Genomic DNA, 24,921 nt, shown 5'->3' with positions numbered 1-24,921 from the left:
CCGCAAGAACCGACACGCGCCTAACGCGGCGCCCGACCGCCGTTCGTCACCGGCCGGGTTGACGGGAGGGCCGAAACTCTACATAGGTAGCACAACCCGCCCACCCCGCATGCCCAGCGTCCGCCTCACGCGCCACACCGCGCTCGTCCTCGTCGCCCTCGCCCGCGGCCTCCGCCACGGCTTCGACCTGCTCGACGCCACCGGGCTGCCGAGCGGCACGGTGTACCCGATCCTCCGCCGGCTGGAGTCGGCAGGGCTCGTGAAGTCGCGGTGGGAGGCGGTGCAGATCGCGCGCGACGAGGGACGCCCGCCGCGCCGCTACTACCAGCTCACCGGCGCCGGCGCCGAGGCGCTGCGCGAGGCGCTCGCGCGGCATCCCGACGCCGCCGCGGTCCCCGTGCCCGGTGCCGCGCGCGGCCTCGGCCCCGAGCCGGCATGACCGCCCCTGGGTCGCCCCCCGGCCTCGCCGTCGTCCGCGCGCTCGCCCCCGTCGTCCCGCGACCGCGGCGCGAGGAGTGGGTGGCCGAGTGGGAGGGCGAGCTCGCGTGGGCGTGGCGCGACGCACGTCGCGACGCCGACCGCCGCGGCGCGCCGGCCTGGCCGGCCGCGCTCCGACTCCTCCTGCGCAGCCTCGGCGCGTCGACCGACGCCCTGTGGCTGCGCGCCCACGACGGGATGCCCGCCATGCTCCCCCTCGACGCCAGGTACGCGCTGCGCGCGCTGCGCCGTCGCCCCGGCTTCACGCTCGTCGCCGTGCTCACGCTCGCGTTGGGCATCGGCGCCACGACGGCGATCTTCAGCGTCGTCAACGGCGTGCTCCTGCGGCCGCTCGCCCTCCCCGAGCCGGAGCGCGTGGTGCGTCTGGAAGGCATCCCCACCGACGGCAACGCGGAGAAGGTCGGCCCGTCGACGTCGTACCCCGACTTCCGCGACCTGCACGCCCGCGCGCACGCGTTCGCCGCGCTCGGCGCGCTGTGGCCGTGGCAGACGACGCTCACCGCGCGCGACGCCGAGCCGGCGAAGCTCGACGTCGGCTACGTGACGGCGGACTTCTTCCGCGCGCTGGGCATCGCGGCGGCGCGCGGCCGCGGCGTGAGCGCGGACGACGAGCGGCCGGGCGCGCCCGAGGTGGCGGTGCTCTCCGACGCGCTGTGGCGCACGCGCTTCGGCGCCGACCCGCGCATCGTCGGCCGCACGATCACGCTCGACGGGCATCCGGTGACGGTGATCGGCGTCATGCCCCCCGACCCCGTGGCGCGCGACTTCGCGCTGTGGCGGCCGCTCGTCCCCGGGCCGCTCGACGCGCAGCGCGGCGCGCACCGCCTCACCGTGCTCGGTCGGCTGCGCGCCGGCGTGCCACTCGCGCGGGCGCAGGCGGAGGCGAGCGCGATCGCGCGCGCGCTCGAGGTGCAGTACCCGGAGTCGAACACGAAGCGCGGCGCGCGCGTCGCGCCGCTGCAGGACCAGATCGTCGCGCCGGTGCGCCCCGCGCTGCTCGTGCTCCTCGCCGCCGTCGCGCTCGTGCTCGTCGTCGGCTGCGCGAACCTGGCGGGGCTGCTGCTCGCCCGCGCCGCGGCGCGCGAGCGCGAGATGGCGGTGCGCTCGGCGTTAGGCGCCGGACGCGGGCACCTGCTGCGGCAGTGGATGACGGAGAGCTTCCTGCTCACCACGGGCGGCGCGGTGGCCGGTGTCGCCGTGGCGTGGGCGGGGATGCGCGCGCTGCTGCTGTTCGCGCCGCGCTCCATCCCGCGCGCCGACGAGGTGACGCTCGACGGACGCGTGCTGCTCTTCCTGTTGGGCGTGTCGGCGGCGACGGGGCTCGCGTTCGGCGCGCTGCCGGCGGTGCTGCAGCGCGGCGGCGGCGCGGGCGTGCTGCGCGACGCGCGCGGCGCGACGGCGAACCGCGCGCGGCGGCGACTCCGCCGGCTGCTCGTCGCCGGCGAGATCGCGCTCGCCACGGTGCTGGTGAGCGGCGCCGGGCTGCTCATGCAGGGGCTGTGGCGCCTCACCCACGCCGACCTCCGCTTCCAGCCCGACGATCTCGCGCTCGTGCATCTCTCGCTCCCCGAGACGCGCTACGGCGCCACGGACGCGGTCATCGCCCTCGACCGCATGCGCGATGCGGTCGCGGCGCTGCCCGGCGTGCGCAGCGTGTCGTTAGGCTATGGGCACCCGCTCGATCAGGGGTGGACGTCGAGCTACCGCGTCGTCGGCCAGCCGGCGCCGACGCCCGGGTCGGAGCCGGAGGCGATCGTGCGTCCGGTGGCACCGGGGTACTTCTCGACCGTGGGGCTCCAGCTCCTCCGAGGCCGCGACGTCGCCGCGACCGACGCCATGAACGCGCCGGGCGTCATCGTCGTGAACCGCGCGTTCGCGCACCGCCACTTCGGCGACGCGAACCCGATCGGCCGCGCGATCGACCGCGGCCAGTCGTGGTGGAAGGGGCAGCCGACGACGTTCACCATCGTCGGCGAGGTGGCCGACGAGCCGGTGACGGGCCCCGGCGGCCCGCCGCAGCCGACGCTGTACTTCTCGCACGCCCAGTTCCCGTTCCAGGAGATGTGGCTCGTCGTGCGCCACGCGCCCGGCACGTCGGTCGGATCGTTAGGCAACGCGGTGCGCCGCGCGGTGTGGTCGGTGGACGCGCAGCTGCCGGTGGAGCCGCTCCGCCCGATGCGCGACCTGGTGAGCGAGGCGTCGGCCGAGCCGCGGTTCAACGCGCTGCTGCTCACGCTGTTCGCCGGCGCGGCGCTGCTGCTCTCGGCGGTCGGCATCTACGGCGTGCTGTCGTACACGGTCGCGCAGCGCAGCGCGGAGATCGGCGTGCGGCTCGCCCTCGGCGCGCAGCGTCGCGAGGTCGTGCGGGCCGTCGTCGGCGAGGGGCTCGGGCTCGCCGGCGTCGGTCTGCTCGTCGGCGTGCCGGGCGCGATCGCCGCGGGTCGCGTGCTCGCCTCCGCGCTCGCGGGCGTGGAGTCCACCGACGTCATGCTGCTCGCGGCCGTCGCGACGACGCTCGTCGCGGTGGCCGTGGGCTCGGCGTGGATGCCGGCGTGGCGCGCGAGCCGCGTGGACCCGGTGGCGGCGCTGCGGGTCGATTAGTCGTGAGCGCGGGGAGGTGACAGGCGAGTACCCTGGGGATCCAAGTGCGATCGAAGAGATCTCGAGATCCCTTTCATCGCCGTTGGATCCCCGGTCGTACTCGTCCGGCACCTCGAACCTGTCGGAGAACGTCAAGTTCTCTCGAACCACGGAGGACACGGAGGGCACGGAGGAGAACCTTTCGTTGGTGTGCTCTGTGTGCTCCGTGTCCTCCGTGGTTCAATCGCGCGCGCCCGCTCGAACCTCCGCCAGTGCAGGCAGATCCGCGTCCGCGCGCACCCAGTTCGCGAGCAGCTTGCGGTACGCGTCCGCCGCGCCCGCGCGGTCGCCCGACGCGGCGCGCGCCCGCGCCAGGCCTAACAGCGCGAGCGAGCGGTTCGGCTGGTGGGCGAGGCTGCGCTCGTACTCGACGGCCGCGCCGCGCGGATCGTTCGACGCGAGCAGCGCGCCGCCCAGCAGCTCGTGCGCGGACACGTACGACGGCGGTCCGATCACGGGCACGCGGTCCTCGAACGCCGCGGCGGCGCGCAGCCGCGCGAGCGCGAGCGCCGAGTCGCCGCGCCCGCGGGCGGCGAGCGCGTCGAGCGTGAGCGCGTTCAGCATGGCGAGCGGGCTCCGCGTCGTCCACGTCGCCGAGTCGGGAACGCCGCCGAGCGTTCGCGCGACCGCGATCACCGCCGTCGTGTCGCCGCGCATCGCGCCGGCGACGGCATGCGCGTAGCGCGACGCGGCGAGGAAGCCCGCCTCCCGGCCCGCGGCGGTCGACGGCCCCGTCGGCGCGGTCGTCGGGCCGTCGATGGCGACGTCGTCCCACCGCCCCGTCTCCGCCGCATAGAGGAACGCGAGCGCGCCGGGCGCGTAGCGCGCGTCGACGTGCGCGGCGCCCGCGAGGTCGGCGCCGGCGAGCACGGCGCGCGTCGTGTCGAGCAGCGCACGCGCGGCGCGCCAGCGGCCCTGCTCCAGGTAGCCGTACTGCAGCCACGTGAGCGCGTGAAAGCTGAGGTCCGCGCCGGTGCGGCCGCGCGCGCGCACCCACGCGCGCGACGACGCCCACGCGCGCTCGTTCGACGCCACGAGGTCGTCCCACATGCCTAACGACAGGTAGACGTGCGACGGCATGTGCAGCGCGTGCGTCGCGTCGGGGGCGATCTTGTCGTACGCGCGCGCGGCGGGAAGCGCGCGCGGCGCGTACGACTGGTCCATGTCGGCGACGTGGATCAGGTAGTGCGCGGCGCCCGGATGGTTCGGGCTCGCGGCGAACACGCGCTCGGCGAAGCGCGTCGCGCGCTCGGTCTCCTCGCGCCGTCGCGCGGGTGGCAGACCGCCCGCCTGCTGCGCCATCATCGCGCCGATCGACGCGAACGCCGACGCCTCGAGGTCGTCGGGATAGCGCTCCGCGACGGCGCGCATCGAGTCGGCGAACGCGACGACGCGCGCGGCCGGCGTGGTATCGGCGAGGAACGCCTCGACCGCGGCGCCGTACGCGCGCTCGCGCGCGGTGCCGGCCTTGGCGAGCCGCGCCGCCGGCGTGGGCGCGAGGCGCGCGACCGCGCGGCGGCCGGCGTCGGGATCGTCCTCGCGCCAGAGGATCGGCGAGTACGTCAGCGACTCGAGCCAGTACGCGATCGCCAGCCCCGGATCGGCGCGCTCCGCCTCGCGGAACGCGGCCGCGGCGTCCTCGTACTCGAAGCTGTGGAGCAGCGCGACGCCGCGCAGGAACGGCGTCTGCGCCGCGCGCACGCCGGAGTTCGGGAACGACACCGTGCCGAGCCGCGGCGCACCGTGGTCGTGCTGCGCGGCGGCGAGCGCGGGCAGGAGCGCGAGAGCGAGCGCGACGATCGACGAGCGGCGCATGCAGTCCTCCGATCGGGGCGGTCCATCATGCCGTCCCACGGAGCACGGCGCCAGACGCGCGCGTCAGGCGGCGAGCACGCGCGCGAACACGTCGGTGTCGACGTTGCCGCCGGTGAGGATCACGGCGACGCGCCTGCCGCGCATGCGATCGCGCTCCTGCAGCAGCGCGGCGAGCGCCGCGGCGCCGGCGCCCTCGGCGACGTTGTGCGTGTCGGCGAACAGCGCACGCATCGCCGCCTCCACCTCGTCGTCGGTGACCTCGACGACGCGCTCGGCGCCGCGCGCCACGACGGCGAGCGCCGTGGGATCCGCCGTGCGGCACGCCACGCCGTCCGCGATGCGCGTCGTCGACTCGTGCGACACGACGGCGCCCGCGGCGAGCGACCGCGCGAACGCCGGCGCCGCGGTCGACGTCACGCCGATGACGCTCGTGCGCAGGCCGAGCGCGTCGCGCGCCGCGATCACGCCGCACGCGCCGGAGCCCATCCCGATGGGCACGTAGACCGCGTCGAGCGGCGGCGTGGCGCGGAACAGCTCCAGCGCGTACGTACCCACGCCGCGCACGAGCAGCGGATGGAACGACGGCACGCGGTGCCACCCGCGCTCGTCGGCGAGCGCGTCGGCGGCCTCCGACGCGGCCTGGAAATCGTGGCCGCGCTCGAGCAGCTCGACGCCCAGCGCGCGCATCGCGGCGTTCTTCTCCACCGAGTTGCCGTGCGGCGCGACGATCGCCGCGCGCAGCCCCGCGCGCGCCGCGGCGAGGCCCACCGACTGCCCGTGGTTGCCCCGCGTCGCGGTGACGACGCCGACGACGTCGGGCCGCGCGCGGCGCAGCGCGTCCATGTAGACGATGCCGCCGCGCACCTTGAACGCGCCGACCGGCGTGTGGTTCTCGTGCTTCACCCAGACCTCGGTGCCGCAGCGCGCGGCGAGCAGCGGCCACGCGTACTGCGGTGTCGGCGGCAGCACGGCGTGCACGAGCGACGCGGCGTCCTCCAGCTCGCGCAGGGTCGGGAGCGTCGTCGCGTCGTCGAGCGTCACGGTCGTCATCGTCCGATCTCCGAGGAACTCACGATGCCGCGCGGCGCGGCATCACGTCGGCGAGCGCCCGTCCGGTGGCGAGCATGGCGCGCGCCGCCGCGGGCGTCACGCCGCACCAGCGCCGGAACGCGGCGGAGAAGTGGCTGTGCGTGGCGAAGCCGAGGTCGAGCGCGACGGCGCTGAGCTGCGGCTCGCCGTCGGCCAGCCGCTCGAGCGCGACGGCGAGCCGCAGGTGCAGCAGGTAGCGGTGCAGCGGCATCCCGACCTCCGCGGTGAACACGTGCGCGAGATGCGACGGCGAGATGTCGAGCGCCGCGGCGACGTCCGCGAGATGGTGTGCGCGGCCCGGGGCGCGGGCGAGCGTGTCGCGCGCCGTCGTCACGAGGTCGCGCCGGCGGCGCAGCCGGCCGAGCGCGGCGGCGTCGTTAGGCACCGGGGGCGCGGCGCGGTGCGCGGGTACGGCGAGCACCTGCGCCACGAGCGCCAGCGCGGCGTCGTCCACCGCCGGCGCGTGCACGTCGGCGAGCGGGCGCGCGAGCGCGGCGCGCAGCACGTGCAGCGCGAGGAGCACGCGCGGGCCGACCGTCGCCTGGGCGTGCGCGAACGGCCGCGCGGCGCGCTCGCCGCCGAACGCTCCCGGGGCGAGGCCGATCACGACGTGGCCGGTCGCGTGATCCGCGCGCCGGGGTGCGTCGCCGGCGTTCAGCAGCAGCACGCGCGTCGGATCCACCGCGGGCGACGGCGGGCCGAGTCGCATGCGCTGAATCCCACACGCGTGCGGCTGCGAGCGCGAGAACACGACCTGGTGGCGCGTGGCGCACCGTTCGACGACGGTCGTCTCGCGCACGGTGACGAGATCGCCGCGGAACAGCAGCCGTCCGTGCGGCATCGCGAGGCGGTCGGACGTGAGCACGTCAGCCTCCTCCCGCCGCGGCGGGCGCGGGCCACAGCACGGTCGGGGCGACGACGCGCTCCATGAACCGAGACGGCACCGGCGCGTTGCGGAAGCCGAACCGCTCGTACAGCCCGTGCGCGTCGCGCGTCATGAGCGACAGGCGCCGCAGCCCGCGCAGATCGGGGTGCGAGAGCAGCGTGCCGACGAGCCACGCGCCGAGCCCGTGGCCGCGGTGCGCCTCGAGCACGTAGACGTCGGCGAGGTAGCCGAACGTCGCGCGGTCGGTGACGACGCGCGCGTAGCCGACCTGGCCCGCATCGTCGTGATACAGCCCGCAGCACAGCGAGTGCTCGGCGGCGCGCCGCACGACGTCCTCCGGGATTCCCGGCGACCAGTACGAGCGCGCGAGGTAGCGGTGCACCGCCGCGAGGTCGAGGCGCGCCGGGTCGGTCGACACGAGGTACGCGACGCGCCGCGCCTCGATCGCATCAGCCGCGTACGCCGCGCGAGCCGCATCAGCCTGTTGCATACAATGCGGATTGTATGTATGATTGGCTGCAATTGAATGGCGATTGTCTGGCATCATATAACGACCCGGCCCCACCGGCAAGCACCCGCTCCGACCGACCCGTCACATGCGCTGGAACCCGCGGCTCCCCCGCGGCGGCGGCCCCGTCTACCGGGCCATCGCCGACGCGCTCGAGGCCGACATCAAGGCCGGCCGCCTCGGCGCCGGCGACGCGCTCCCCACGCAGCGCGACCTCGCCGAGCGGCTCGGCGTGAACTTCACGACGGTGACGCGCGCGTACGCCGAGGCGCGCCGCCGTGGGCTGCTCGACGCGCGCGTCGGCAGCGGCACGTTCGTCGCCGGAGCGCCTAACGGATCGGCCGCGTCCACCGCGGCGGTGCCGGAGGAGACGCGCGACGTCGACCTCAGCGTGAACGCGCCGCCGGTGCCCGCGTGGATGGGCGGCGCGCTGCGCGCCACGATCGAGAGCGTCGGCGCCGACGGCGACGTCGTGCGGCAGATGCTCACCTACCGTACGCGCCGCGGCGACGCCATGGCACGCGAGGCGGGCGTGGCGTGGCTGCGCGGCCGCGGCATCGATGCGTCGGCCGAGCGCGTCGCGGTCACCGGCGGGGCGCAGCACGCGCTCGCGCTGCTCCTCGCAACGCTCGCGCGGCCGGGCGACACGGTGCTCGTCGAGGCGCTGTGCTACCCGGGGCTCGAGGGCTCCGCGGCGTCGGCCGGCGTGAGGCTCGTCGGCGTGCCGGTGGACGAGGAGGGACTGCGGCCCGACGCGCTCGACGCCGCGTGCCGGCGACACGGCGCGACGCTGTTGTGCTGCGTGCCGACGCTGCAGAACCCGACGACCGCGGTCATGTCGCTCGCGCGTCGGCAGGCGATCGTCGACGTCGCGCGCCGGCGCGGGCTGCGCGTGGTGGAGGACGACATCTGCGGCCCGCTGCTGCAGGACGCGGCGACGCCGCTCGCCGCGCTCGCCCCGGACGTCGTGACGTACGTCGGCAGCCTGTCGAAGTGCGTGGCGCCGGGGCTCCGCACCGCGTTCGTGCTCGCGCCGTCGCGCGACGACGCGGCGCGGCTCGACGCCGCGGTGCGCGCGTCGGTGCTCATGCTCTCACCGCTGCCGCTCGCCGTCGCCGCGTCGTGGGTCGCCGACGGCACGGCGGCGCGCGCGGTGGCCGACATCTCGCGCGAGGCGGCGGCGCGCGGCGCGCTCGCCCGGGCGCTGCTCGGCGCGCCTAACGTCTCGGCGCCGGCGGGGTCGATCCACGCCTGGCTGCGGCTGCCGTCGACGTGGACGGTCGCCGGGTTCGTGGCGGAGGCGCAGCAGCAGGGCATCCGCGTGACGCCGGCCGACTGGTACGTGCGCCCCGACGGCTCGGCGCGCCCCGCACCGGTGCCGAACGCGGTGCGCCTCGCGCTCGGCAGCGCGCCCGACCGCGCCGCGCTCGAGCGGGCGCTGCGCGCGCTCGCCGCGATCCTCGCCCACGAGCCCGCGCGCCGCGCGCCCACGCTGTGACGGCGCCTAACACCGTGGCGCTCGCGACGAGCGCCGCGTACCCTGAGCTCGCCCCCGACGACCGGCTGCTGCTCGCCCCGCTCGCGCGGCGGGACGTCCGCGCCGAGCCGGTGGTGTGGGACGACCCCACGGTCCGGTGGACGGACTACGGCGCCGTGGTCGTGCGCTCGTGCTGGGACTACCACCTGCGCGCCGACGCGTTCGCGCGATGGATCGACCGACTCGAGGGCGCCGGCGTGCCGCTGTGGAACCCACCGCGCGTGCTGCGCTGGAACGCCGACAAGCGTTACCTGCGCGATCTCGCCCGCGACGGCGTGCCGACGGTGCCGACGCGGTGGGCCGACGGGTCGACGCGCGAGTCGCTCGCCGAGCTGCTCGCGTCGAGCGGATGGGCCGACGCCGTCGTGAAGCCCGCCGTCTCGGCGTCCGCGTTCCGCACGTGGCGCGTGTCGGCGCGCGACGCGCTCGCGCACGAGTCGGAGTTCCGCGCCACGCTCGCCGCGGGGCCGGCGCTCGTGCAGCCGTTCGTGCGCGCCGTCGTCGGCGAGGGGGAATGGTCGCTCGTCTTCCTCGGCGGCGCGTACAGCCACGCCGCGCTGAAGCGGCCGCGTGCCGGCGACTTCCGCGTGCAGCAGGAGCACGGCGGCTCGTCGGTGAGAGCGGAGCCGGCCGCGTCGGTGATCGCGCAGGCGGCGTCGATCGTGGCGCGGTACGCGGCGGACTGTCTCTACGCCCGCGTGGACGGCGTCGTCGACGACGGCGCTTTCCGACTCATGGAGCTGGAGCTCGTGGAGCCGCACCTCTTCCTGGAGATGCGAGCGGACGCGGCGGAGCTGCTGGCGGATGGCATCGCTCGTGTCGTCTCACGCGGAGCCGCGGAGAACGCCGAGAAGACCAAATGAATGGGTTGGCTCCGCGTTCTCCGCGGCTCCGCGTGAGACGCACGTGCCTAACGCCTGACGCGTGACCGCTCGAGCGCCTCGCCGACGGTCCGCCCCGGGCCCATGAGCATCGCGGCCGACGCGACGACGATCGGCATGGCCATGAGCAGCGTCGCCGCGCGCGGCCCGAGCACGGTCGCCAGGCCGCCGTCGACGAGGCTCGCGAGCGGGCGCGTGCCGAGGAACGCGACGCTCCACAGCGCCATCACGCGACCGCGCTCGGCGTCGCTCACCTCGAGCTGCAGCAGCGTCGTGACGCGCGTCTGGCTCGACAGATAGCCGAAGCCGGCCACGGCGAGCGCGACGAGCCCCGCCTCGAGCGCGGGCGAGAGCGCGAAGCCGATCATGCCGGCGGCGAACAGCGCGAGCATGATCGCGATCGTCCGTGCGGGTCGACGTCCCTCGCCGGACGGGATGACCGACGCCGTCACCGCGCCGACGCCGAACGCGCCGATGAGGATCCCGACGAACGTGTCCGGGCGCCCGTACACGCGCGTCGCGAACGCCGGCGCCACCGTGTTCACCGGGTCCATCGACAGCGACACCGCGGCGACGACGAGCAGCAGGATGAAGAGATGCCGCTCCGCCAGCACCATGCGCATGCTGTCGCGGAGCCGCGCGCGTCCGCCGGCCCGCGTCGTCTGCGCCGCGGGGTGCGCGACGAGCATCGCGCCGGCGAAGAAGAGGTACGAGAACGCGTTGAGCCCGATCGCCCACGCCAGGCCGAGCCGCGCGACGACGAACGCGCCCGCCACGGGCCCCACCGCGCGCGCGAGGTTGAACGTCACCGAGTTCATCGCGACCGCCGCCGGGAGATCGTCGCGCGGCACGAGCGCGGGAAGGATCGCCTGCATCGCCGGCGTGGCGAACGCGGTCGTGAGACCCAGCACGAGCGCGAGCGACAGCACCACCGGCAGCGTGCCCGCGCCGAGCGCCACCGCCGCGGCGAGCGCGCCGCTCGTGAGCGTGGCGACGACCTGCGTGGCGACGATGAGCCGCCGGCGATCGCCACGGTCCGCCGCTGCGCCCGCCCACGGCGCGAGCAGCAGCACGCCGGCGAACTGCGCGAAGTTCACCGCGCCCACCCAGAACGACGACCGCGTGAGCCGGTAGACGAGCAGCGACAGCGCCACGTTCTGGAACCACGTGCCGCAGTTCGAGAGGACGTTGCCGGTGAAGTAGAGCGCGAAGTCGCGGTGGCGGAGCGCGCGCAGCGAGGAGCGGCGCTCGGGCGTCTGTTGCGCGGCGGTACTGGTCACAGATTACCGGCACCACTCAGAAACCGTACCGTGACCGACCCGCCGCTCGACCAGACGCTCCGCTCGGCACAGGCGTTCGTCCGCGACGCGCTCGTGCCGCTCGAGCCGCTGCTGCTCGCGCAGGACTACGACCGCCTGCTCCCCGCGCTCGCCTCCGCGCGCGACCACGTGAAGGCGCTCGGGCTCCTCGCGCCGCACATGCCGCGCGGCGAAGGTGGGCTCGGCCTGTCGCTCGCCGACTTCGGTCGGCTGAGCGAGGTGCTCGGCTGGAGCCCGCTCGGCCACTACGCGTTCAACTGCCAGGCGCCCGACGTCGGCAACATGGAGCTGCTGCACCGCCACGGCAGCGCGGCGCAGAAGGCGCGCTTCCTCGCGCCGCTCGTGCGCGGCGAGGTGCGGTCGTGCTTCTCGATGACCGAGCCGGAGCGCGCGGGCTCCAACCCCGTGCACCTCGACACGACCGCGCGCGTCGACGGCGACGACTACGTCATCGCGGGGCACAAGTGGTTCACGTCGAGCGCGGACGGCGCCGCGTTCGCCGTCGTCATGGCCGTGACGAACCCCGACGTGCCGAGCCCGCACGCGCGCGCGAGCCAGATCCTGGTGCCGCTCGACACGCCGGGCGTGCGCATCGTGCGCACCATCCCGGTGATGGGCGAGACGGGCCGGGGTTGGTTCAGCCACGCGGAGATCGAGTACGTGGACGTGCGCGTGCCGCGCGCGAACCGCATCGGCGCCGAGGGCGCGGGGTTCGTGCTCGCGCAGGAGCGGCTCGGCCCCGGGCGCATCCATCACTGCATGCGGTGGATCGGCCTGGCCGAGCGGGCGCTCGACGTGATGTGCCGCCGCGCGGCGTCGCGCGAGCTGGCACCCGGTCGACCGTTAGGCGCGCAGCAGGCCGTGCAGCACTGGCTCGCCGAGTCGCGGGCCGAGATCCACGCGTCGCGGCTCATGGTGCTCGACGCCGCGCGGAAGATCGACGACGCGGGCGCGCACGCCGCGCGCGTGGACGTGTCGCTCATCAAGTTCTACGTCGCCGGCACGCTGCAGCGCGTCGTCGACCGCGCCGTGCAGGTGTGCGGCGCGCTCGGCGTCACCGACGACACGATCCTGTCGTGGATCTACCGGCACGAGCGCGCGGCGCGGATCTACGACGGGCCCGACGAGGTGCACAAGTCGGTGGTCGCGCGACACATGCTGAAGGCGTACGGCGTCGACGTCGCGATCTGAGCCCGTCCCCATTCCACCCGCCCCGCGTCCGATGACCGAATTCCCGTACGACACGCGGCTGAACGTGCTGTTCCCCGCGCTGCAGAAGATCGAGCTCGCGCCGCTCGTCGCGTCGGTGACGCACCCGTGGTACAACCAGACACTCTGCCGGGTGAACGACTCGGTGGTGCGACTCGGCGTCATGCAGGGCGCGTATCACTGGCACAAGCACGACGCCGACGACGAGTTCTTCTTCACGCTCGAGGGACGGTTTCTCGTCGACCTCGAGCCGTCGCCGGCGGGCGAGCCCGGTCGCGTCGTGGAGCTCGGGCCGGGCGAGGGCGTCGTGGTGCCGCGCGGCGTCGTCCATCGCACGCGCGCGCCGGAGCGCGCGGTGATCCTCATGGTGGAGACCGCGGCGATCGTGCCCACGGGCGACTGATGGACGCGACCATCACGCCGCGCGACCCGCTCGACCTCGACGCGTTGGGCGCGTGGCTCGCCGCGCACGGCCTCGTGGGCGAGCTGGAGGTCGAGCAGTTCCCGGGCGGCTTCTCGAACCTCACGTATCTCGTGCGCGCGGGCGACCGCGAGCTGGTGCTGCGGCGCCCGCCGATCGGCGCCGACGTGAAGGGCGGCCACGACGTGCTGCGGGAGCACCGCGTGCTCGAGCGGCTCTCGGCGCGCTGGCCGAAGGCGCCGCGTCCCGTGCTCGCGTGCGACGACGCCACGGTGCTCGGCGGGCCGTTCTATCTCATGGAGCGCGTGCGCGGCACGATCCTGCGCGGCGTGCCGCAGGATCCGCCGGCGCCGGCGACGATGCGCGAGCTGTCGGGCCGCCTCGTGGACGGGCTGGCCGAGCTGCACGCGATCGATCCGCGCGAGGCGGGACTCTCGGATCTCGGAAAGCCCGAGGGCTACGTGCAACGGCAGGTGCGCGGGTGGGCCGAGCGGTGGCGTCGCGCGCGCACCGACGACGTGCCCGACATGGATCGCGTCGCGGCGTGGCTCGACGCGCACCGGCCGGGCGAGTCGCGCGCGGCGGTCGTGCACAACGACTTCAAGTACGACAACGTCGTGCTCGACCCCGACGACGCGACGCGGATCGTCGCGGTGCTCGACTGGGAGATGGCGACGCTCGGCGACCCGCTCCTCGACCTCGGCACGTCGCTCGCCTACTGGACCGACGCCGACGACCCGCCGGATCTGTTAGGCGCGTCGCTGCACAACCCGACGTCGCTTCCGGGCAACCTGTCGCGCGCCGAGGTGGTCGCGCGCTACGAGTCGGCGAGCGGGCGGCCGGTGACCGACGCGCCGTTCCACTTCGCGTTCGGCCTGTTCAAGGTCGGCGTGATCGCCCAGCAGATCTACGCGCGCCACCGCCGAGGTCTCACGTCGGACCCACGGTTCGCGGCGCTGATCGATGCGGTGCGCGGCGTGAGCTGGCTGGCGACGCGCGCGATCGAGCTGGGGCGGGTCGATCGACTGAGGTGAGCGATTCGAACTGCATTGAACCACAGAGGACGCAGAGGGCCGCATAGCACACCGATGGGGCGAGGTGGCAGGCGAGTACTCTGGGGATCCAAGGGCGATCAAAAAGATCTCGAGATTCTCTTCATCGCCGCTGGATCCCCAGGGTACTCGCCGAGCACCTCGAACCGGCCGAACAGAACGTCGAGTCCTCGTGGTTCAATTCGAAGAGAGCCGTCCTCTGCGGCCCTCTGCGTCCTCTGCGGTTCAATTCACACGGTCACGCCAGCCGCCAGTTCGGCGCGACGTTCTGGTTGAACCGGAACACGTTCTCCGGGTCCCACGCGTTCTTCAGCGCGACGAGCCGTGCGTACGTCGCGTCACCGTACGCGCCGCGCACGCGGTCGGCGCCTTCTTCCACGCCGAGGTAGTTGACGTAGGAGCCGAGCGCGGACGGGCGCACGGCGTCGTGGACGTCGCGCACCCATCGGACGTGCACGTCGCGCTCGGCCGGATCGGTCCAGCGGCCGACCATCGCGAGGTTGAACGCGGCGTCGCGGTTCGGGAACGCCGTCGCGTCGCGCGGCACGCGGGCCACCGCGCCGCCCATCTGCTCGATGACGAGCACCGACAGCGGCGACGTCGCGGCGGCATAGGCGTCGACGAGCGCGTCGATCGTCTCGTCCGTGAGCGCGCGCAGGAACTCGCCGCGCCAGTAGACCTGGAAGCCGGACGGCGCCATCCCGTCGTCGAGCAGCCGCTGCTGCGCGACGTACGGCATCGGCTGCACGAGATCGGCGAGCGGCGGGCCGAACTCGCGCAGCGGGCGCAGCGCGGCCTCCGCCTCCTCGGCGGGCCCGCACCAGCTCGGGATCAGCGCGCAGATCGGTGCGCCCTCGGGCGACGTCAGCAGGCCGGCGAAGACGGTGAGCGTGTCGGGCGCGGAGCGCGTGAACTCGCGGTAGAAGCGCAGCACCTCCTTCGCGCGCGCGAGCGGGTGCACGAGCAGGCCGGAGACGACGCCGTCGAGCGGCTGCAGCCGGAACGTGAACGCGGTGACGACGCCGAAGTTGCCGCCGCCGCCGCGTAGACCCCACAGCAGGTCCGGGTTCTCGTGGTCGCTCGCGCGCACGGCGTGGCCGTCGGCCGTCACGAGCTCCGCCGCGACGAGGTTGTCGCACGCCAGGCCCTGCCGGCGCATCAGCCAGCCGATGCCCCCGCCCAAGGTGAGCCCACCGACGCCGGTGGTGGAGATCGCGCCGCCGGTGACGGCGAGGCCGTGCGCCTGGGTGGCCGCATCGACGTCGGCCCACGTCGCGCCGCCCTCGACGCGGGCGGTGCGCGCGTCGGGGTCGACGGTCACGCCGCGCATCTGCGAGAGGTCGATCACGAGCCCGTCGTCGCAGAGGGCGAGCCCCGCCGCATTGTGGCCCCCGCCGCGCACCGCGACGGGGAGCCCGCGGGCGCGCGCGGCGACGACGGCGGCGCGCACCTCCTGGGCGTCGCGGCAGCGGACGATGAGCGCGGGGCGTCGATCGATCATCCCGTTCCAGAGACGGCGCGCATCGTCGTAGCTCGCGTCGCCCGGGCGGATGACCGTGCCGGGCAGCACGGCGGTGGGGTCGTACGACGACATCGGGACGGTGGCGGTCGTCAGTGGCTCCATGGGTCCATGCTCCTCATCGGGGTTGCCATGCGTGCCGTGTCCGGTCCCCGAACATCGGCCGGCCGAGCGTGCGCGCAAGGGGGCCGTGGCCGGGGCTGCCGGGTGCGGGCCAGGGGCTGGCGGGAACCTTCTCGTCAAGCGACTTTACTAGCCAGTAAAGTTCCTTGACCAACTGGTCCACCCGGCATGACCGAAACGCACACCCCCGGCGCGTCCTGGCACGAGCGACAGCGCGGCCTCCGCGAGACCGCGATCCTCGACGCCGCCGCCGCGCTCATGGCGGAGCACGGCTACGCCGCCACGAGCGTCGACGACATCGCCGCGCACGTCGGCGTCTCCAAGCCGACGCTCTACCAGCACTTCCCGTCGAAGGACGCCATCGCGCAGGCCGTCCTCGTGCGCAACCTGTCGCGCGCCGAGGAGCGCCTCGCCGCCGCGGAGGCCGACATCGCCGCCGGGGAGCGCGCCCGCGCGCGCCTCGAGCGCCATCTGCGCGACGCGATCGGCGTGCACAACGCGCTGTGGGGCACGCGCGCGCAGCTCCCCGGCGCGCTCCGCGACGCGCCCGCGCTGCGCAAGCGCCGCGAGCGCGTGTGGGCGCGCTACGGCCGCATGATCGACACGTGCAAGGCGGAGGGCGACTGCCGCACCGACGTCCCCACCGCGCTGCTCGTCCGCCACATCGTGCGCGTGTTCCGCGGCGACTACGCGGACCTCATCGCCGACGGCACCGTGACGCTGGAGGCGCTGGCCGAGATCCTCGTGTCGCTGCTGTTCGACGGCATGGCGCCGCGTGCGGCACCGCGTCCCACGTCGCGGAAGCGCACCGTGCCGCGGCGCGCGCTCGCGCTCGCGGCGCTGAGCCTCGTCGCGCACGCCGTGCTGCTCGACGCGCAGCCGACGACGCCCGCGTCCACCCGGCCGCTCACGCTCGCCGACGTCGTCGACGCCGCGCTGCGCGCGAATCCGACGGCGCGAGCCGCGGCGGCCGAAGCGCGCGTGGCCGCGGAGCAGTACGCCGCGGCACGCGGGAGCTGGCTCCCCACGTTGACGTTCGCGCCCTCGTTCGTCGCGGCACAGAGCGCGTCGAGCGGCGGCGGCGCGGGCGGCGGCGCCCCGTCGTTAGGCGGCGCGCAGCGCGTCACGTTCGGGCCGTCGGTCAACCTGTCGTATCTGCTGTTCGACGTCGGCGGCCGCGCCGGCACGGTCGGCGCGGCGCGCGAGACGGCGAGCGTGCTCTCGCTCACGCGCGACGCCACCGTGCAGCAGACGCTCCTCCAGGCGGAGCAGGCGTACTTCGGCTACCAGGCGGCGCGCGCGCTATCCGACGCGCAGGAGGCGAACGTGCGCACTGCGACGGCGAGCCGGGACGCCGCCGTCGGACGCTACCACGCGGGACTCGCCACGGTCGCCGACACGCTGCAGACGGCGACCGCGCTCGCCCAGGCGCGCGTCGCCGCGGTGAGCGCGCGCACCGGGCTCGCCGCCGCGCGCGCGACGCTCGCCACCGCGATGGGCGCCCGCGCCGACACGCCGTTCGCCGTCGCCATCGAGCCGGCGCCCGACGCCGACGCGACGCGCGCCGCGACGGCCGCGCTCACCGCGAACGTGGACTCGCTCGTCGCGCACGCGCTGCGCGAGCGCCCCGACGTCAGCGCCGCCGGCGCGAACGCCGCCGTCGCCGGCGAGCGGGTGCGCGTCGCGCGCAGTGCGCTGCTGCCGAGCGTGCAGGTGGGCGCGTCGGCCGGCCACGTGGTCGCGAACCAGGCGAACCTCGCGGGGCAGAGCTACAACGTGCAGCTCGGCCTCGCGCTCCCGCTGTTCGACGGCGGTGCGCGTCACGCCGATCTCGACGCCGCGCGCGCCGAGCAGGAGGCGGCGCAACTGCGCGCCGAGGCCGTGCGCACCGGCGTCGTGAATCAGGTCGTCGCGTCGGCCGACGCGCTGCGCCTCGCCGGCGACCAGGTGGCGACGAGCGCCGCACTGCTCGCGAGCGCGGTGAGCTCGGAGGAGGTCGCGCGCGGTCGCTACACCGAGGGCGTCGGCAGCGTCGTCGACCTCGTCACCGCGCAGGGCGCGCTCGCCACGGCGCGCGCGCAGGCCGCGCAGTCGCGCTGGGGGTGGGCGTCCGCGCTCGCCGAGCTGTCGCGCGACGCCGGGATCCTCGGCGCCGCGGGCGAGCTACCCGCCGTCGCCGCGCCGGCCGTGCCGCCCACCACGCGTCCGGGCGCCGCGGCGCCCACGATCATTCCGTCCTCGTCTCGCTGACGCATGCGCTCATACATCGTGTCCCGCCACGCGCTCGCCGCGCTCTCGTTAGGCACCCTCGCCGCCTGCCACCGCGACGACAGGCAGGCGCACGGCCCACAGAAGATCCCCGTCGTCGTCGCCGTCGCCGCCACCGGCACGGTGCCCGTGACGCTCGCGACGAACGGCACGGTGGAGCCGCTGCAGACCGTCGCGCTGCAGGCGCGCGTGAGCGGCCCCGTCGTCGCGGTGCGGTTCGCCGAGGGCGATCCGGTGCGCGAGGGGCAGGTGCTGTTCGAGATCGACCCGCGGCCGTACCAGGTCGCGCTCGATCAGACGCGCGCCGTGCTCGCGCGCGACCGCGCGACCGCCGCCGCCGCGCGCTCCGACGCCGAGCGCTACGCCTCGCTCGTGAGCAAGGGCTACGTCACGCAGTCGCAGGCCGAGCAGCAGCGCGCGAGCGCCGAGGCGCTCGCCGCGACCGTCGCGGCCGACGAGGCGGCCGTCAGGCAGGCGGAGCTCAACCTGAGCTTCGCCACCGTGCGCGCGCCGATCGCAGGGCAGACGGGGAACCTGAACGTGCGCGTCGGGAACCAGGTCGCCGCGAACGGCGGCCCGCCGCTCGTCGTCATCAACGCGGTGACGCCGGTGCACGTGCGCTTCCCGGTGCCCGACCGGCAGCTTCCCGCGGTGCGCGCCGCACAGCGCACCGGTGGGCTCGACGTCGCGGTGGGCGTGGCGACGTCCGTCAGCGCGCCGGGGACGGCCGGCGTCACCGAGCACGGCGTCGTGGACTTCGTCGACAACGCGGTGGACTCGGTGTCGGGCACGGTGATGCTGAAGGCGCGCTTCGCGAACGCCGACCGCCGGCTGTGGCCCGGCTCCTTCGTTCCGGTGTCCCTCACGCTCGGCCAGCTCGCGAACGCGGTGCTCGTGCCGTCGGTGGCGGTGCAGCAGGGGCCTAACGGATCCTACGTCTTCACGCCCGACGCGGCGGGCAAGGCGAAGCAGGTGGCGGTCGTCGTCGAGCGCACCGTCGGCGACGTCGCGGTCGTGTCGAAGGGGGTCGCGCCCGGCGACCGCGTCGTGATCGACGGCCAGTCGCGCCTGTTCGCCGGCGCGACGATGACGATCAGCCGCACCGTCGCGGTGCACGTCCCCGATCCGTCGGCGGCCTCGCCGAACGTGCGCGGCGACACGAGCGCCGCGCTCGAGGTGTCGACCAGCGCGGGGGAGACGCGATGAGAGCGGACAGGATCACCGTGGCTGTTCGTTTCGACAGGATGAGCAGGACGGACAGGATGAGAACCAACAACGACAGCAGTGCTCTTGTTGTTGGTTTTCATCCTGTCCGTCCTGCTCATCCTGTCCGCGAAGCCGGGCAGCCCGGCCGCGCCTCGTTTCGTCCGTCGCTTCCGGTACTCCTGTCATGAACGCCCTCGCGCAGTTCATCCGACGCCCGGTCATGACGACCGTGCTGATGCTCGGCCTGTTCCTGTCCGGCCTGTTCGCGTTCCGCTCGCTCGCCGTGAGCGACCTGCCGAACGTCGACTTCCCGACGATCACGGTGAGCGCGTCGCTCCCCGGCGCGAGCCCGGAGACGATGGCCGCGTCGGTCGCCACGCCGCTCGAGAAGCAGTTCTCGACGATCGCCGGCATCGACAACATGACGTCGAGCAGCACGCTCGGCTCGACGCAGATCACGCTGCAGTTCTCGCTCGAGCGCAACGTGGACGCGGCCGCGCAGGACGTGCAGGCGGCCATCAGCGCGACGCTCCGGCAGCTGCCGCAGGACATCACGCCGCCGAGCTACCAGAAGGTGAACCCGGCGAACAGCCCGATCCTGTTCGTCGCGCTGTCCAGCTCCACCATCCCGCTGTCGCAGCTCGACGAGATCGCGCAGACGCAGCTCGCGCAGCGGCTGTCGACGGTGAACGGCGTGGCGCAGGTGCAGGTGTTCGGCACGCAGAAGCGCGCCATCCGCGTGCAGATGGACCCGCAGCGCATGGCACGGCTGCAGCTCGGCACCTCCGACGTCGCGACGGCGATCTCGCAGGGGAACCCGAACCTCCCCTCCGGCACGCTGTGGGGCGACCGGCGCGCGGTCACCGTGCAGGCGAACGGGCAGCTCTCCACCGCCGACCAGTTCGCGAACATCGTCGTCACCTACCGCAACGGCGCGCCGGTGCGCGTGGGCGACATCGGCCGCGTGTACGAGGGCGTGCAGAACGACAAGACCGCGGCGTGGTTCGGCGGGCCCGCGGCGGGGAGCGAGCCGCACCGCGCCATCGCGCTCGCCATCCAGCGCCAGCCGGGGACGAACACGGTGGAGGTGGCGGACGGGGTGAAGGCGCTCATGGCGCAGCTCACCGGCAACCTGCCGGGCGGCGTGAAGATCGACGTCATCTTCGACCGCTCGCGCACCATCAAGGAGAACGTGCACGAGGTGGAGTTCACGCTGCTCCTCACGCTCGTGCTGGTGGTGCTCGTCGTGTTCGTGTTCCTGCGCTCGCCGCGCGCCACGGCCATCCCGTCGCTGGCCCTGCCGCTCTCGGTGGCCGGCACGTTCGCGGTGATGAAGGCGCTCGACTACTCGCTCGACAACCTGTCGCTCATGGCGCTCACGCTCGCCGTGGGACTGCTCGTCGACGACGCGATCGTGGTGCTCGAGAACATCATGCGCCACCGCGAGATGGGAAAGCCGGCGATGGAGGCGGCGCTCGACGGCTCGCGTGAGGTCGGGTTCACGGTGCTGTCGATGACGCTGTCGCTCACCGCGGTGTTCCTGCCGCTGCTGTTCATGGGCGGCATCATCGGGCGTCTGTTCCGGGAGTTCGCGGTGACGATCGCGGTGAGCATCCTCATCTCCGGCGTGGTGTCGCTCACGCTCACGCCGATGCTCGCGTCGCGGATGATCGGCGCCCACGGGCACGAGGGCGCGCCGCGGTGGCTCCGCGCGCCGCTCGACCTGTTCGAGCGGATCTACGACGCGTCGCACGACGGCTACGCGCGCACGCTGCACTGGGCGATGCGCCACCGCGTGTACGTGCTCGGCGTGTCGGGCATCACGCTCGTCGGGACGTACTTCCTGTTCAGGATGGTGCCGACGGGCTTCCTGCCGAGCGACGACACCGGCTTCCTGAGCGCGACGGTGGAGGCGGCGCAGGGCACGAGCTACGACGACATGGTGCGCCATCAGGGCGAGGCCGCGGCGCTGCTGCAGAAGGACCCGAACGTCGAGGCGTTCATGAGCACCGTCGGCGGGCTGTCGTCGGTGAACCAGGGGCGCCTCAGCATCCGCCTGAAGGACGCGAACGAGCGCGCGCTCGACGCCGACGGTGTGGCGCGCGAGCTCACCGCGAAGCTGAACCGCGTCCCCGGCGTGCAGGTGTTCGTGCAGAACCCGCCGACGATCCGCATCGGCGGGCGGCAGGCGAAGGCGCTCTACCAGTTCACGCTGCAGGGTACGGATCTGAAGGCGCTGTACGCCGGGGCCGAGCAGCTCGAGGGGCGGCTGCGCGCGTCGCCGTCGCTCGCCGACGTGACGAGCGACCTGCAGCTCGCGAACCCCACCGCCGCGCTCACCATCGACCGCGACCGCGCGGCCGCGCTGCACGTCTCGCCGCAGGCGATCGAGCAGACGCTGTACGACGCGTACGGCGCGCGGCAGGTCTCCACGATCTACACGTCGACGAACCAGTACTGGGTGGTGCTCGAGCTCGACCCCGCCGCGCAGCGCGACCCGGGCGCGCTCGGCCTGCTCTACGTGAAGAGCACGACCGGCGCGGCGGTGCCGCTCGCCTCGGTGACGACCGCGAACACGACGGTCGGGCCGCTGTCGGTGAACCACTCCGGCCAGGTGCCGTCGGTGACGCTGTCGTTCAACCTGCGCGAGGGCGTGTCGTTAGGCGCCGCGACGCAGGAGGTGGAGCGCGAGGCGCGCGCGGTGCTGCCGGCGACGATCGCGACGCAGTTCTCGGGCACGGCGCAGGCGTTCCAGGACAGCCAGGCGGGGCTCGGCGTGCTGCTGCTGCTCGCGGTGCTCGTCATCTACGGCATCCTCAGCATCCTGTACGAGAGCTTCATCCACCCGGTGACGATCCTCTCCGGGCTGCCGTTCGCGGTGTTCGGCGCGCTCGGCGCGCTGCTGCTCACCGGACAGGAGCTGACGCTGTACGCGTTCATCGGCCTCGTCCTGCTCGTCGGCATCGTGAAGAAGAACGCGATCATGATGGTGGACTTCGCGGTGGAGGCGGAGCGCGCGCGGCACCTGTCCGCCGAGGAGTCGGTGGTGGAGGCGTGCCTGGTGCGCTACCGGCCGATCATGATGACGACGATGGCGGCGATCGTCGGCACGCTGCCGATCGCGCTCGGCCTCGGCGCCGGCGCGGCGTCGCGTCGCCCGTTAGGCATCGTGGTCGTCGGCGGGCTCGCGTTCTCGCAGCTCGTGACGCTCTACCTCACACCGGTGATCTACACGTACTTCGACGCGCTGCAGCGGCGGCTCGCGCGTCGGCGGGCGCCGGTGGGCGAGGCGGTGGCGGTGGGCGGCGACTGATGAATTGAACCGCAGAGGACACCGATGGGGCGAGGTGCCAGGGGAGTACTCTGGGGATCCAAGTGCGATTGAAAAGATCTCGAGATCCTCTTCATCGCCGTCGGATCCCCAGTCGTTCTCGCCCAGCACCTCGAACCTGTGGTTCGATCAAAGAGGACACTCCGCTGCGGCCCTCTGCGTCCTCTGCGGTTCAACGTTCGAGGACCACCGACGTCTCGATCTGCCGCTCGGGGATCGACCAGTAGCGGCGGAGCAGCGCCGCGGCGCGCTCGGGCGGCACGAGCGTGAAGCCGTGGCGACGGTAGAAGTCGATCGCCCACGTCGCCGCGGCCCACGTGCCGACGAGCAGCGGGCGGTCGCTCAGGGCGCGCAGGTGGTCGAGGAGCGCCGCGCCCACGCCGAGCCGCTGCCGGTCGGGGCGCACGTAGGCGTGGCGGATCAGATCGACGTCCTGCACGCGCTGGATGCCCATGACGCCGAGCAGCTCCCCGTCGGACTCGTAGCCCCAGAACGCGACGCCGGCGGCGAGCTCCCGGCGGAGCTCCGCGTCGGACATGTACGGCTCGTGCCACCGGTCGGGCGGGATCGCGCCGCGGTACGCCTCCGCGGCGGCGTTCACGATGGCCAGGATCTCCACGATGTCGTCGTCGCGACAGGGACGGATGATCATCTGCGAGTGGCGTTAGGCGGACCCGAAGGACCTGCGCAGCTCTTCCACAGCTTACACCGAGAGGCGGCACGGATCGCGCGTGAGACGGGCTGGCCCTCGCTACCTCATACCCGACTCGCCGATGCGCTCCCGACTGCTCGCCCCGCTCCTCGCCGTCACGCTGGCCCTGCCGCTCGCGGGCTGCAGCAGCAGCTCCGACACCACCGCCCCGCTGGCGCTGAACGACACCGGCGTCGTCGAGACCACGACGTTCGCGCCGGCGCTCGGCATCAAGCTGAGCGACTCGGGGTGGACCAAGACGCCGACCGGCCTCTACTACCGCACGGTGATCGCGCCCGCCGGCAGCCCGGCGACCGTCGCCACGGGCCAGAACGTCGCCGTCAACTACGCCGGCTTCCTCGTGAACGGCGCCCAGTTCGACGCCGGCAGCTTCTCGTTCGTGCTCGGCGCCGGCCGCGTCATCCCCGGATTCGACCAGGGCGTGGCGGGCATGAAGATCGGCGAGCGACGTCTGCTGCTGGTCCCCGCCTCGCTCGGCTATGGCGCGTCCGGCTCCGGCTCGATCCCACCGAACGCGACACTCATCTTCCTCGTCGAAGTCGTCTCGGCGAGCTGACGGGCGAGGGCAGGAGGGCAGGAGGGCAGGAGGGCATGAGAGTCCGAAGCCCTCCTGCCCTCCTGCCCTCCTGCCCTCGTCCGTCAGCTGCCCAGGTTGGGGTTGTTCCGCGTCTCCACGTCCGGCAGCGGCACGCACGTGAGGGTGCTGTACGTCTGCCCCTTGCGGTTCGTGCCCGACTGGAACGGGATGTTGAAGCGGAGCATGTCGCCGTAGCGCTGCCCCTCGCTGAAGAGCTGGCGGCGGCGCTCCTCGATGATGAGCGACTGGAAGTCCGCCGGCAGCGTCGTGATCGCCGGGATGTTCGACAGCGCGCGCACGCGGTTGATCGCCGCGAGCCCCGCCTGCCCGCCCGTCGCCTCGGCGAGGATGAGCTGCGCCTCGGCGTACGAGGCGATCGGCAGCGGCGTGCCGCCCGCCTGCGCGATGAACTTCTGCTGCTGCCACATCGGCGTCACGTTGTCGTTGCCGGCGCGGGGCGGCGTCGGCTGCACCACGCGCACGCGCGGGTCGGGCTGGCCGTTCTCCAGCGTGAGGCCGCGGTAGGCCGGGGCGACGGAGAGGAAGTCGTTGCGGATCGTCATGTTGTACAGACGGTTCTCGCGCGACACGGCGCCGCCCTCGGTGTACTCGGCCACGCGCACGTAGCCCGCCGGCACGAGCGCCGCGTCGGCCGCCGCGCCGGCCAGGTTCCCGGCGTCGAGCCGCTCACGCGCGCGGCCGACGTACGCCATGTTGCGGAGATTCACGAGCGCCGTGTCGGTCGACGTGCCGGCGAAGCCTAACGCTTCGGTGAAGCGCTGCTCGGCGAGCTTGAACACGTCGGCTCTCGAGATCTTCGGGCCGTTGTCGATCGTCATGTCGCACATGCCCTCGCCGAGCAGCACGTACGTGTAGCCCGCGTACGCCGCCGCCTCCGCCTGGATGCGCGTGCGGTTCGGGAGCTGCGCGTCGGTGAACGCGGCGGCCCGCTTGCCGAGGTCCTCGAGCTGGAAGCGCGCCTGCTGCAGCGGCGTGTAGAAGCCCATGAACGTCTGCCCGCGCGTCGTCGCGCAGCCGCCGGGGTTCGCCTTGATCTCCGCGATGCCGCGCCACTCCCACGGGTGGCTGTCGATGAAGCCGTTCGACACCCAGTACTCGCCGGAGAGCGTGCCCGCCGTCACGACGTACTGCTCCCAGCCGCACTGGAACTGCTGCAGCGCGCCCGCCTCGAGCGCGGGCATGAGCGCCGGATCGGCGAGCGTCTCGGCCGGGACACGTCCCGGGTTGTCCACCGAGAGCAGCTTGTCGCACGCGGCCGCGTTCACCGCGGCGAGCGCCACGACGAGCGTGGAAAACTTGTATCGCATCT

The 24,921-nt window shown here is 73.9% G+C and carries 19 protein-coding genes; 11 read left to right on the top strand and 8 right to left on the bottom strand.

The features are described 5' to 3' along the window. Nucleotides 1–109 precede the first annotated feature (109 nt). Nucleotides 110–439, top strand: a complete 330-nt coding sequence (locus tag J421_RS30745; protein WP_025414969.1) for a PadR family transcriptional regulator — start codon at nucleotides 110–112, stop codon at nucleotides 437–439. Continuing rightward, a complete protein-coding gene (locus tag J421_RS30740; protein ID WP_104023539.1) occupies nucleotides 436–3,099 on the top strand; it encodes an ABC transporter permease in 2,664 nt (887 codons plus the stop codon). Before J421_RS30745 ends, J421_RS30740 begins: the two co-directional genes overlap by 4 nt. 219 nt (nucleotides 3,100–3,318) lie before the next feature. On the opposite strand, the gene J421_RS30735 is transcribed toward J421_RS30740, so the two are convergent. The 4 genes from J421_RS30735 to J421_RS30720 form a co-directional block, all read right to left on the bottom strand. Beyond that, nucleotides 3,319–4,953 carry a hypothetical protein gene (locus J421_RS30735; protein ID WP_025414967.1) on the bottom strand — a complete coding sequence of 545 codons (1,635 nt, stop codon included), beginning with the start codon at nucleotides 4,951–4,953 and terminating at the stop codon, nucleotides 3,319–3,321. 63 nt (nucleotides 4,954–5,016) lie between these two features. Continuing rightward, on the bottom strand, nucleotides 5,017–6,003 hold the full coding sequence (locus tag J421_RS30730; protein ID WP_025414966.1) for a threonine dehydratase: 987 nt from the start codon (nucleotides 6,001–6,003) through the stop codon (nucleotides 5,017–5,019). Nucleotides 6,004–6,022: 19 nt separating this feature from the next. Then, nucleotides 6,023–6,907 carry a helix-turn-helix transcriptional regulator gene (locus tag J421_RS30725; protein WP_025414965.1) on the bottom strand — a complete coding sequence of 295 codons (885 nt, stop codon included), beginning with the start codon at nucleotides 6,905–6,907 and terminating at the stop codon, nucleotides 6,023–6,025. Between the two features lies 1 nt (nucleotide 6,908). Continuing rightward, on the bottom strand, nucleotides 6,909–7,418 hold the full coding sequence (locus J421_RS30720; protein WP_104023538.1) for a GNAT family N-acetyltransferase: 510 nt from the start codon (nucleotides 7,416–7,418) through the stop codon (nucleotides 6,909–6,911). Nucleotides 7,419–7,524: 106 nt separating this feature from the next. On the opposite strand from J421_RS30720, the gene J421_RS30715 reads away from it, so the two are divergent. Beyond that, the gene (locus J421_RS30715) at nucleotides 7,525–8,934 is read left to right on the top strand and encodes an aminotransferase-like domain-containing protein (protein ID WP_025414963.1); all 1,410 of its coding nucleotides are present in this window, start codon (nucleotides 7,525–7,527) and stop codon (nucleotides 8,932–8,934) included. After that, nucleotides 8,931–9,836 (top strand): ATP-grasp domain-containing protein, encoded by a 906-nt coding sequence (locus tag J421_RS30710; RefSeq protein ID WP_025414962.1) that lies wholly within the window; start codon nucleotides 8,931–8,933, stop codon nucleotides 9,834–9,836. The genes J421_RS30715 and J421_RS30710 overlap by 4 nt, the downstream gene beginning before the upstream one ends. A 47-nt stretch (nucleotides 9,837–9,883) precedes the next feature. Here J421_RS30710 and J421_RS30705 read toward each other — a convergent pair whose 3' ends face one another. Continuing rightward, nucleotides 9,884–11,134, bottom strand: a complete 1,251-nt coding sequence (locus J421_RS30705; RefSeq protein WP_025414961.1) for an MFS transporter — start codon at nucleotides 11,132–11,134, stop codon at nucleotides 9,884–9,886. A gap of 30 nt (nucleotides 11,135–11,164) precedes the next feature. On the opposite strand from J421_RS30705, the gene J421_RS30700 reads away from it, so the two are divergent. From J421_RS30700 to J421_RS30690, 3 genes are read left to right on the top strand one after another with little or no spacing between them, the layout of a single operon-like run. After that, nucleotides 11,165–12,364 (top strand): acyl-CoA dehydrogenase family protein, encoded by a 1,200-nt coding sequence (locus J421_RS30700; protein ID WP_025414960.1) that lies wholly within the window; start codon nucleotides 11,165–11,167, stop codon nucleotides 12,362–12,364. Between the two features lie 31 nt (nucleotides 12,365–12,395). Beyond that, complete coding sequence (locus J421_RS30695; protein WP_025414959.1) at nucleotides 12,396–12,785, top strand: cupin domain-containing protein; 390 nt, start codon at nucleotides 12,396–12,398, stop codon at nucleotides 12,783–12,785. Next, the gene (locus J421_RS30690; RefSeq protein ID WP_104023537.1) at nucleotides 12,785–13,837 is read left to right on the top strand and encodes a phosphotransferase family protein; all 1,053 of its coding nucleotides are present in this window, start codon (nucleotides 12,785–12,787) and stop codon (nucleotides 13,835–13,837) included. Before J421_RS30695 ends, J421_RS30690 begins: the two co-directional genes overlap by 1 nt. A gap of 256 nt (nucleotides 13,838–14,093) precedes the next feature. Here J421_RS30690 and J421_RS30685 read toward each other — a convergent pair whose 3' ends face one another. Next, on the bottom strand, nucleotides 14,094–15,479 hold the full coding sequence (locus tag J421_RS30685; RefSeq protein WP_025414957.1) for an FAD-binding oxidoreductase: 1,386 nt from the start codon (nucleotides 15,477–15,479) through the stop codon (nucleotides 14,094–14,096). A gap of 186 nt (nucleotides 15,480–15,665) precedes the next feature. Here J421_RS30685 and J421_RS30680 point away from each other — a divergent pair, with 186 nt between their 5' ends. The 3 genes from J421_RS30680 (at nucleotide 15,666) to J421_RS30670 (ending at nucleotide 22,284) form a co-directional block, all read left to right on the top strand. After that, entirely contained in the window at nucleotides 15,666–17,747 is a 2,082-nt protein-coding gene (locus tag J421_RS30680) for a TolC family protein (RefSeq protein ID WP_025414956.1), read from the top strand. Between the two features lie 3 nt (nucleotides 17,748–17,750). Then, on the top strand, nucleotides 17,751–18,971 hold the full coding sequence (locus J421_RS30675; RefSeq protein WP_025414955.1) for an efflux RND transporter periplasmic adaptor subunit: 1,221 nt from the start codon (nucleotides 17,751–17,753) through the stop codon (nucleotides 18,969–18,971). A 184-nt stretch (nucleotides 18,972–19,155) separates the two neighbouring features. Beyond that, nucleotides 19,156–22,284: an efflux RND transporter permease subunit gene (locus J421_RS30670; protein ID WP_025414954.1), complete on the top strand. Its 3,129-nt coding sequence runs from the start codon at nucleotides 19,156–19,158 to the stop codon at nucleotides 22,282–22,284. A 190-nt stretch (nucleotides 22,285–22,474) separates the two neighbouring features. Here J421_RS30670 and J421_RS30665 read toward each other — a convergent pair whose 3' ends face one another. After that, the gene (locus J421_RS30665) at nucleotides 22,475–22,954 is read right to left on the bottom strand and encodes a GNAT family N-acetyltransferase (protein WP_312845255.1); all 480 of its coding nucleotides are present in this window, start codon (nucleotides 22,952–22,954) and stop codon (nucleotides 22,475–22,477) included. A 121-nt stretch (nucleotides 22,955–23,075) separates the two neighbouring features. Here J421_RS30665 and J421_RS30660 point away from each other — a divergent pair, with 121 nt between their 5' ends. Continuing rightward, complete coding sequence (locus J421_RS30660; protein WP_025414952.1) at nucleotides 23,076–23,570, top strand: FKBP-type peptidyl-prolyl cis-trans isomerase; 495 nt, start codon at nucleotides 23,076–23,078, stop codon at nucleotides 23,568–23,570. 83 nt (nucleotides 23,571–23,653) lie between these two features. Here the strand turns inward: J421_RS30660 and J421_RS30655 are convergent, their stop codons facing one another. After that, nucleotides 23,654–24,919 (bottom strand): RagB/SusD family nutrient uptake outer membrane protein, encoded by a 1,266-nt coding sequence (locus J421_RS30655; protein ID WP_025414951.1) that lies wholly within the window; start codon nucleotides 24,917–24,919, stop codon nucleotides 23,654–23,656. Nucleotides 24,920–24,921: the final 2 nt, after the last annotated feature.

The organism is Gemmatirosa kalamazoonensis (assembly GCF_000522985.1).
In the GTDB taxonomy this organism is placed as follows: domain Bacteria; phylum Gemmatimonadota; class Gemmatimonadetes; order Gemmatimonadales; family Gemmatimonadaceae; genus Gemmatirosa; species Gemmatirosa kalamazoonensis.
The sequence above is the reverse complement of the archived record's forward strand: the minus strand, read 5'-3'. Positions and strand labels throughout refer to the sequence as shown.

What these genes read in the sequence shown, in the direction of transcription:
- J421_RS30745 (WP_025414969.1), top strand. Translation starts at nt 110, where the DNA reads ATGCCCAGCGTCCGCCTCACGCGCCACACCGCGCTCGTCCTCGTCGCC.
- J421_RS30740 (WP_104023539.1), top strand. Translation starts at nt 436, where the DNA reads ATGACCGCCCCTGGGTCGCCCCCCGGCCTCGCCGTCGTCCGCGCGCTC.
- J421_RS30735 (WP_025414967.1), bottom strand. Translation starts at nt 4,953, where the DNA reads ATGCGCCGCTCGTCGATCGTCGCGCTCGCTCTCGCGCTCCTGCCCGCG.
- J421_RS30730 (WP_025414966.1), bottom strand. Translation starts at nt 6,003, where the DNA reads ATGACGACCGTGACGCTCGACGACGCGACGACGCTCCCGACCCTGCGC.
- J421_RS30720 (WP_104023538.1), bottom strand. Translation starts at nt 7,418, where the DNA reads ATGCAACAGGCTGATGCGGCTCGCGCGGCGTACGCGGCTGATGCGATC.
- J421_RS30715 (WP_025414963.1), top strand. Translation starts at nt 7,525, where the DNA reads ATGCGCTGGAACCCGCGGCTCCCCCGCGGCGGCGGCCCCGTCTACCGG.
- J421_RS30695 (WP_025414959.1), top strand. Translation starts at nt 12,396, where the DNA reads ATGACCGAATTCCCGTACGACACGCGGCTGAACGTGCTGTTCCCCGCG.
- J421_RS30690 (WP_104023537.1), top strand. Translation starts at nt 12,785, where the DNA reads ATGGACGCGACCATCACGCCGCGCGACCCGCTCGACCTCGACGCGTTG.
- J421_RS30685 (WP_025414957.1), bottom strand. Translation starts at nt 15,479, where the DNA reads ATGGAGCCACTGACGACCGCCACCGTCCCGATGTCGTCGTACGACCCC.
- J421_RS30680 (WP_025414956.1), top strand. Translation starts at nt 15,666, where the DNA reads ATGACCGAAACGCACACCCCCGGCGCGTCCTGGCACGAGCGACAGCGC.
- J421_RS30675 (WP_025414955.1), top strand. Translation starts at nt 17,751, where the DNA reads ATGCGCTCATACATCGTGTCCCGCCACGCGCTCGCCGCGCTCTCGTTA.
- J421_RS30670 (WP_025414954.1), top strand. Translation starts at nt 19,156, where the DNA reads ATGAACGCCCTCGCGCAGTTCATCCGACGCCCGGTCATGACGACCGTG.
- J421_RS30665 (WP_312845255.1), bottom strand. Translation starts at nt 22,954, where the DNA reads ATGATCATCCGTCCCTGTCGCGACGACGACATCGTGGAGATCCTGGCC.
- J421_RS30660 (WP_025414952.1), top strand. Translation starts at nt 23,076, where the DNA reads ATGCGCTCCCGACTGCTCGCCCCGCTCCTCGCCGTCACGCTGGCCCTG.
- J421_RS30655 (WP_025414951.1), bottom strand. Translation starts at nt 24,919, where the DNA reads ATGCGATACAAGTTTTCCACGCTCGTCGTGGCGCTCGCCGCGGTGAAC.